Source organism: Collinsella aerofaciens (assembly GCF_028207065.1).
GTDB lineage: Bacteria > Actinomycetota > Coriobacteriia > Coriobacteriales > Coriobacteriaceae > Collinsella > Collinsella aerofaciens_AR.
Genome location: NZ_JAQLFP010000048.1, coordinates 1 through 7,895, shown reverse-complemented (window position 1 = coordinate 7,895; position 7,895 = coordinate 1). Strand labels below are relative to the sequence as shown.

General features: G+C 62.6%; 7 protein-coding genes. 6 read left to right on the top strand and 1 reads right to left on the bottom strand.

Annotation, left to right across the window (positions count from 1 at the left end):
- The first annotated feature begins 163 nt into the window (after positions 1-163).
- The 5 genes from PMX72_RS09995 to PMX72_RS09975 all read left to right on the top strand — a co-directional run bounded on the left by PMX72_RS09995 (position 164) and on the right by PMX72_RS09975 (position 3,733).
- Positions 164-613, top strand: a complete 450-nt coding sequence (locus tag PMX72_RS09995) for a hypothetical protein (protein ID WP_271729887.1) — start codon at positions 164-166, stop codon at positions 611-613.
- A 20-nt stretch (positions 614-633) separates the two neighbouring features.
- Positions 634-1,827, top strand: a complete 1,194-nt coding sequence (locus PMX72_RS09990) for a hypothetical protein (RefSeq protein ID WP_271729889.1) — start codon at positions 634-636, stop codon at positions 1,825-1,827.
- Complete coding sequence (locus PMX72_RS09985; RefSeq protein WP_271729891.1) at positions 1,817-2,197, top strand: hypothetical protein; 381 nt, start codon at positions 1,817-1,819, stop codon at positions 2,195-2,197. The genes PMX72_RS09990 and PMX72_RS09985 overlap by 11 nt, the downstream gene beginning before the upstream one ends.
- Positions 2,198-2,273: 76 nt before the next feature.
- Positions 2,274-3,011, top strand: coding sequence for a hypothetical protein (locus PMX72_RS09980; protein ID WP_271729893.1), 738 nt, complete (start codon positions 2,274-2,276; stop codon positions 3,009-3,011).
- Between the two features lie 35 nt (positions 3,012-3,046).
- Positions 3,047-3,733, top strand: a complete 687-nt coding sequence (locus PMX72_RS09975; RefSeq protein ID WP_117637199.1) for a hypothetical protein — start codon at positions 3,047-3,049, stop codon at positions 3,731-3,733.
- A gap of 81 nt (positions 3,734-3,814) precedes the next feature.
- On the opposite strand, the gene mgtA is transcribed toward PMX72_RS09975, so the two are convergent.
- Positions 3,815-6,583, bottom strand: a complete 2,769-nt coding sequence (gene mgtA, locus PMX72_RS09970; RefSeq protein ID WP_271729895.1) for a magnesium-translocating P-type ATPase — start codon at positions 6,581-6,583, stop codon at positions 3,815-3,817.
- Positions 6,584-7,048: 465 nt separating this feature from the next.
- Between mgtA and pyrE the strand changes: the two genes are divergently transcribed.
- The gene (gene pyrE, locus PMX72_RS09965; protein ID WP_271729897.1) at positions 7,049-7,729 is read left to right on the top strand and encodes an orotate phosphoribosyltransferase; all 681 of its coding nucleotides are present in this window, start codon (positions 7,049-7,051) and stop codon (positions 7,727-7,729) included.
- Positions 7,730-7,895 lie beyond the last annotated feature (166 nt).

The window sequence follows — 7,895 nt, the reverse complement described above, 5'->3', positions numbered from 1 at the left end:
GGGTGGCTGAGCCCGATGGAGTACCGCAGGAAGCTTGGATACGCCTAGGCGCGGTCCAAGAAATCGTCCGCACCCCCATATGAGACATTTGTCACCTGCCGTTTTGGTGCTCAAAGGCATATGAATGTGATGCTGAGCAGAGCAGAACGGAGGGGGTGCACCTATGGCGTCTCGGGGTTGCGCGTCTAATAAAATTGCGGGCGTGCTTATCGCCGTGGTGGTCTTTGCCGCGGCGGTGACACTCATGCGAGTTTACGTTACCGGCGACCATGGCGCTCAAGGAAAGACTGCCGCGCAAGTGTCGCTCAACGATTGCGCTGCCGTTCCGGTGGCGGTCAAGCTTATCGAGGACGGGGAGGCGCGGACGGTCTATGAGACCGACGATGCCGAACTGGTCGCATCGACTTTTGCTGTGCTCGATGGCTGCACCGTGGGGGATGTGGTGGATGAGCGGACGAGCGATGCCGGCCGAACGCTCGTCTTTGTCTATACGGATGGCTCGGAGCAATCGGTAGAACTTGAGGGCAAAAATATCGTGCTCGATAAGACGGCGTACCGGCTTAACGGTGCCGATGAGTTATGGCGGCAGCTTGCCGCGATCAAAAACAGCTAACGAAATTAGGGATGTACGGGATGAGTGACTTGAGATTCTGCCCGGCGTGCGGGGCGCAGCTGCCTCGGGTCGCCGGCGTGCCGGTGCGATTTTGCCCGGGGTGTGGCGTCCGACTTGAGGGCGTTGTGGGCTACTCGGGCGCCGTGGGGGCTACAGATGGGGCGACTGCCGATGACGATGCGGACGAAGGCAGCGACCCGAGTGTGGACGCGCCGGCCGATGCGCCGGTGGAGACTGCCGGCGTCGCGTCGTCGTCTCGTGACGCGGTCACGACGGATGCGCCTCACATCGGTGACCTTGAGCTTCATGCCGCATGCGATACCTCTGGCGGCCAGGCACTCGCGCAGGTGGCGCTGCCGCGGGGCTGGCATATCGAAGAGGCGCATCTTGAGCGCAGCGGCAGTTTCGACTGCCCGATTTCGGTTGGCGTGACGGCGGCGGGTCCGATGGGTGAGCGGATTATGTACCGCTCCGAGCTCTGCTACGTGGATGCGGGCGCCGTTGCCAAGCGTATCCCCACGCAAACCGAACGCAAGGTGTTTGTGCACGTGGAGGCAGCTTGCGACGAGCTGGCTCAGGTCTGTGCAGCACGGCTGGGCGCGCGGGCAGAGGTTGTTGCCGAGCAACCGTACCCATCGAGCGCGGCGGTCGATATCGAGCGCGAGCGTGCCCGCGTAAAGCGCGAGGCAGCAAACGACTTTGCGATCCAGGGCTTTTCGATGGAGCCGAGTGATGTGGTCTATGAGTGCCGCATGCGTCGATATCGGCTCACGGGCGCTCCGGTACCTACCGAGCTCGCGGTGGCGGCCAAAGTCGAGGGCTATATGTTTTCAATCGGCGGCGTCGCGGGCTCTATGGGCAAAGGTGTTGCCGCTGGGGCCGAGGCGCTGCTGGGCGCGGGCCTTTCGAGTGGACTGATCGGCGGTGTTTTTGGGCAAGCGTCTGCGCGAGCGCCAGGCGGCGGCAGCGGCGGGACAGGGCGTCGCGCAAGAACAGCCCACGGGTCGAGGCGGTTGCCCGGACGGAGCGTCGTTCGAGCTGGGCGCGGCCGACCTGCTGCAGTGGCGTATCAGGGACAGCTTCTGTTTGGCTGCGCCAGAAGGTCGCCTGGACGAGGCGGCCTCCACGGCGCTTGCATCAATGGCGTCGACTCTGCGGCTCAATCCGGCGATTGCACGCGAAGCGTCAGCTCAAAAGCAACAGATGGTGCTTGAGCAGCGCCAACGCACGCAGATGAACATTGCCCAGCAGCAACAGCAGTTTGCAGCTTGGCAACAGATGCATGCCTCGCAACAGGCGGCATTCGACAGCTACCAGCAGGCGCGGTTCGATCGCAGCGACCGTCAGCACGCCGCGAATATGGCTGCCAGCGCCGCCAATTTTTCCAGCGCGGGCGTGGGGACGGGCACCGCTTCGTATTCCGATGCCATTCGCGGGGTCAACCATTACACCAGACCCGACGGCACCGATGTCGAGGTCTCGGTGATGGCCGACCAGGCCTGGATCAACGGTTCGGGCGATGTGATCGGTACACGCGATGGCTTTGAACCCGGTTTTGGCTGGACGGAGCTGCCTCGTCAATAGCGTGAGGCGGCTTATGTGTGAATCGATGCCGGGTGTGTTTCTCGGCATGGTGCTAAAGAACGGGAAAGGAACAATGATGAGGGAGACGGTACTTTCGCGCACGGCATTTGTCGCGGCGGTGGGAACGGCGCTGCTGACGCTTGTGGGGTGCGGCGGACAGCGGACGCAGGATGCGACGGGTTTTAACGACGACCGCCCGGTAAAGGACAAGATGGACGCGGGTGCGACGTCGGGCGATTCCGGCGACGCGGACAGCGGCTCGGCGGATGCGTTCAATACGTGGTCGGATGATTGCTGGGATGCGCACCGCAACATCAGCATCGCGGCGCTCCTCGAGCTTAAGGGCTGGCAGTTGCAGGAGTTTGCCTCGCAGCAGGGCTATACCTGGCAAGACGCGCTCGAGATGTACGAGGACGAGGCGGGACACGTGCTCAGCGTCTGCAATATCAGCAAGGACGGCGCGACCGAATGGCTCGGCGAGGACGAAATCGGAAAGCTCGACAAGGGCGGCACCGGAAGCACCGTGATGTTCACGCTGCAACTTTCGGGCTATTCGAGCTGCGAGGATGTTATCGCGGGCTTTTCCGTGCCGGTCGAGGACCGGGCGCAGATTACTTCGGGCTCATGGGTCGCGTGCGTATACGGTTCCAACATGGCGCGGCACGTTGCCATGGCGAGCCCGATGGAAAACGGTGACTACCGCTTGGATCTCATTACCGAGGAGGCTATCAAGACCGGTAGGTTTACCCAGGGCGGCGGTGCTCCGACGATAGACGAATTTTGGCAGGAAAAGACTGGACGCGCGCTCGGCTAGGTGCGACGTGGCCAATACCATAGCGAGGAACGAACATGATGAATGAAGTGACGATGAACCGTGCGGCCTTTGTGGCAGGCGCGGGTGCGCTGGCTTGTGCGCTGGCTGGCTGCTCGGGCGGATTGGGCGGCGCGGGCGGTGCCGAGAAGGCGACCACGGCGGACGCCGCCTGTGTAGACGACAACGCCAACGTGACGGTCTATGCTGCGATCAACTTGGACGGCGCCGACCTGGTGCGCCTGCTCAAGCATCAAAACTATGAGTGGCAAGGCGAGAGCGTGGGCTACGGTGCCGCCGATGACGCGGGACTTTTCGCTTTTACCTTTTCTAAGATTTCGGATGACGTGGACGAACTTGCGAACAGCGCGATACCGCTTTCGGAGTCCGAGTACGAGGAGCTTGAGCCGGGCGGCGGAGACGATAGCGTGGCGATTTTGCTCTCGGTGGGCGGCTATACGACGGGCGATCGTGCGCTCACCGGCGCAATCGGCGATGCGTCGATAGTGCAGGAGAAGTGCACAATCGACGATTCCGTGTATTGGCTGGTCAAGGCGCTCGACGGCAACCGTTACGTGATTTCGGCCTACGACACCGAAGATGATGGCGACAGCGCGCATGACATCTATATCTATAGTGAGTCTTTTATTCACACCGGTTATCTGAGCGGCGGCGACCAAATCGATATTGACGAACTCTGGAGCCGCCTGACCAATGCCTCGTAGCGCACCAAAACCACCACAAAGGGGACAGGCGCCTTTGTGGTGGTTTTGCCCTTGGGTTGTCTACTGTGGCGGCTCACCGTGCTAAAGCAGCTCACCGTGGCGGGCAATGTAGCGGTGCTTTGCCAGCTGGGTGAGCGCGATGTAGGCGGTAACGATGCCGATGAGCAGAGCGAAGAAGATTGGCGGCAGCGGCATGAGACCCAGCGCATCGGCGATGGGGCTTGCCGGCAGCCAGGTGACGAGCGCCAGGCCCAGCACGGTGAGGGCGCACAGTGCCGGTGCGGCATGGTCGCGCGGGCTCGGCAGGCGCGGGGAGCGCAGCATGTGGACCACGAGCGTCTGCGACCACATGGACTCGACAAACCAACCGCTCTGGAAGAGCGCCGTAAAGGTCGCCATGCCTGCGACGTTGCCCGCGACGGCAAGCTCTGCCCAGCTTGCGCCCACGGCGGCAGGGCACATCACAAAGAAGAGCGCGGCGAAGGTCACAATGTCAAACAGCGAGCTCACAGGGCCCAGCTCGAGCATGAAGCCCTTGATGGACGCGGCGTCCCAGGCGCGCGGGCGGGCGGTCCAGGCGTCGTCGACGGTGTCCCACGGCAGCGCGATGCACACGATCTCGTAGACCAGCGACAGCAGTACTAGCTGCAGAGCGCTCATGGGCAAAAACGGCAAGAACAGGCTCGCGACGGTCACGGATAGCACGTTGCCAAAGTTGGAGCTCACCGTGGTCTTGAGGTACTTGAGCAGGTTGCCGTAGGTGCGGCGGCCTTCGATGATGCCGCGCTCGAGCACGCCCAGGTCTTTCTGGAGCAAGATGATGTCGGCGGATTCCTTGGCGATGTCGACGGCCGAATCGACCGAGATGCCGCAGTCGCTCGCACGCATGGCGGCGGCGTCGTTGATGCCATCGCCCATAAAGCCCACGGTGTGGCCGAGCAGCTCGCGCATGACACGCACCAGACGCGCCTTCTGCAGCGGCGAGAGCTTGGCGAAGAGGTGGGTGTTCTCGGCGCGCTCGGCAAGTTCGGCGTCATCGAGCGCATCGATCTCGGAGCCGAGCAAGACGTTGCTCGCGTCGATACCGATCTGTTCGCAGACGGTGGCGGTAACGCGGTCGTTGTCGCCGGTCAGGACCTTGACCGCCACACCCTTGGCCTCGAGCGTGGCGACGGCGCCCGCGGCACTCGCCTTGGGCGGATCGAGGAAGGCCAAAAAGCCCATCAACACCATGTCGCATTCGTCGGCGATGCCAAACTCGCCCACGCAGCGCGGATTGGTTTTCTGCGCCACAGCAATCACGCGCAGGCCCTCGGCGTTGAGCCCGGCGACCTGCTTGCGAATCTGGGCGAGCTTATCTTCGGTAAGCGGCTGGGCGGCGCCATCGACCTCGACAAAGGAGCAGATCTCGAGCATTTCCTCGGCAGCTCCCTTGGTGACCATCTGGGTTTTGCCCTGGGCGTCGGCGACAACTACGCTCAGGCGACGGCGCGAGAAATCGAAGGGCACCTCGTCGACCTTAGTATAGCGGTCGCGCAGGCTCTGGCCCAGCATAGAATCGGGCACGACGGTCGAGGGCGTCACATCGGCACGGTCGATGACGGCCAGGTCGATAAGGTTTTTGAGGCCGGTCTGGAAGAAGCTGTTCAAAAACGCATGGCGCAGCACGCGCGCATCCTCGTTGCCGTCGGTGTTGAGGTAGCGCTCGAGCACGATACGGTCTTCGGTGAGGGTGCCGGTCTTGTCGCAGCACAGGACGTCCATCGCGCCGAGGTTTTGGATCGCCGGCAGCTCCTTGACGATAACCTGGCGGCGGGCGAGGTCCTTGGCGCCCTGCGACAGGCTCGTGGTCACGATGACGGGAAGCATCTGCGGCGTGATGCCCACGGCCACGCTCGTGGCGAACAGCAGCGCGTCGATGACGTTGCCCTTGGTGGCGGCGTTGATGGCAAAGACGGCCGGCGCCATAACGAGCATAAGGCGTACGAGCAGCATGGAGACGCTCGAGACGCCGCGGTCAAACGCGCTCTTCTCGCCGCGCCCGTTGAGCATCTTAGCGATGCCGCCCAGGTAGGTGTCCGAGCCGGTGGCAACGACAACTGCCATGGCGGTGCCGTTTTGCACGGAGGTGCCGGTAAAGACGATGTTCTTGCAGGCAGACAGTGGCAGCGCGGAGTCGTCGGCACCCTCGACGACCGTGGCGGCGGCGGTCTTCTCAACGGCCTCGCTCTCGCCGGTGAGCGCGGACTCGATCACAAACAGGTCGCGCGCGGTGATGATGCGGGCATCGGCCGGCACCATATCGCCGGCAGAGAGGCGGATCACATCGCCGGGGACGAGCTCGTCGAAGGGAATCTCGAGGCGCTCGCCGTCGCGCAGGGCGCAGCAGGTGTTGGAGACCAGGTCCTTGAGGGCCTCGGCCGCATTGCCGCTGCGAGCTTCCTGGATAAACTTCATGCCGCCCGATACCAGCAGCATGATGCCGATGACGATGACCGTGGAGGGGTCGCGCTGCGGCTCGGGCACGGCAAGCACGTCGATGTAGAGCGAGACCAGCGCGAGCGCGGCAAGGATGCCGGCGAAGGGGTCGATGAACGCGTCGGCGATGCGGCGGGCGAGCGTCTTGGTCGGCGCCTCGATGGTGTTGGGCCCGGTGGCGTCCAGGCGCTCGGCGGCGTGCTCGGCAGTGAACCCGTCGGCCGTGGCGTCGAGCAGCACGAGGGCGTCCTCGGCGCTATGGGTGGCAGCGAATATGGTGTTCTTGGACAGGCCGGCGTGAGCGGCGGGGCGCGCCGTGCGGCGGCGCTTGGAGATGGCTTCGAGTACCGTGGCGGTTTTGAGCATCAGCATAGGGTCCTCCTTGTTGAAGGGAGTTAGCGTACGTGTCGTATTTGCTTCAAAAAACCTAGATGTCGCTCACGTCATACTCACGAATCACCGCAAAGGGGACAGGCACCTTTGTGGTGGTTTTGACGGATGATTGTTGGCGGATGGGTGCCGACGATTGGCTATTGGCGCTTATGCGTGCGCGGAATCCTCGCGGCGTGCCGAGGGCGACATGCAGGTTTTTCGACTATGACTGCCTTCCATGGCACACCTCCTTAAGGCCGGGCGCAGCGCGCTTCGGGCATCTCGTGCCCGTTTGAATCCGCCCGTATTCTTGATGAGGGGGTTTGCCGTGTCAACCCCATTGTTCGGAAAACCATCGCCCCTGACAAAGCCTTTACAGAATGCCGCGGCCCCAAAGCGCGCCCCGCAATGCGCCCTGCCTGCGCTAAACTGGAAGGCACGTACGCGATTACGAGAGGAGCCCGCATGGAGGCTTACAAGCAAGAGTTCATCAAGTTTATGGTTGAGTCCGACGTTCTTAAGTTCGGCAGCTTTACGCTCAAGAGCGGCCGTCAGTCCCCGTTCTTTATGAACGCCGGCGCCTACGTGACGGGCTATCAGCTCAAGAAACTGGGCGAGTATTATGCCCAGGCCATTCACGATAACTTTGGCGACGACTTTGACGTGCTGTTTGGACCGGCCTACAAGGGCATTCCGCTGGCCGTCGTGACCGCCATTGCCTACCACGAGCTGTACGGCAAGGAGGTCAAGTACTGCTGCGACCGCAAGGAGGCCAAGGACCACGGTGCCGACAAGGGCAACCTGCTGGGCTATGAGCCCCAGGACGGCGACCGCGTGGTGATGGTCGAGGACGTTACTACCAGCGGCAAGTCCATCGACGAGACCTATCCCAAGGTCATGGCAGCGGCCGATGTCGAGATCAAGGGTCTTATCGTCTCGCTCAACCGCATGGAGGTCGGCAAGGGCGGCGTGACCACCGCGCAGAAGGAGATCGAGGCCAAGTACGGTTTCCCCGTCGCGAGCATCGTTTCCATGGCCGAGGTCGTCGAGACTCTCTACGACCACGAGATCGACGGCAAGGTCGTCATCGATGACGAGCTCAAGGCCGCCATCGATGCCTACTACGAGCAGTACGGAGTCCGTTAGTTACGCGGTTTTGCCAAACCGCGTAACCAATTGACGCTGCAAACCCGCCAGAGCGGCAATCTGCCTTTCAACTTCGGCGGCATGACCAGAAGGTCAATGCCGCCTCGTTTCAAGGCACCTTGCTCGCTCTGGCGGGTTTTCGCTCATATGACCCAATCCGCTGTCA

Excerpts from the sequence above, each read along its gene's own strand:
- PMX72_RS09985 (WP_271729891.1), top strand. The coding sequence starts at position 1,817 with ATGGTGCTTGAGCAGCGCCAACGCACGCAGATGAACATTGCCCAGCAG.
- pyrE (WP_271729897.1), top strand. The coding sequence starts at position 7,049 with ATGGAGGCTTACAAGCAAGAGTTCATCAAGTTTATGGTTGAGTCCGAC.
- PMX72_RS09995 (WP_271729887.1), top strand. The coding sequence starts at position 164 with ATGGCGTCTCGGGGTTGCGCGTCTAATAAAATTGCGGGCGTGCTTATC.
- PMX72_RS09975 (WP_117637199.1), top strand. The coding sequence starts at position 3,047 with ATGATGAATGAAGTGACGATGAACCGTGCGGCCTTTGTGGCAGGCGCG.
- PMX72_RS09990 (WP_271729889.1), top strand. The coding sequence starts at position 634 with ATGAGTGACTTGAGATTCTGCCCGGCGTGCGGGGCGCAGCTGCCTCGG.
- mgtA (WP_271729895.1), bottom strand. The coding sequence starts at position 6,583 with ATGCTGATGCTCAAAACCGCCACGGTACTCGAAGCCATCTCCAAGCGC.
- PMX72_RS09980 (WP_271729893.1), top strand. The coding sequence starts at position 2,274 with ATGAGGGAGACGGTACTTTCGCGCACGGCATTTGTCGCGGCGGTGGGA.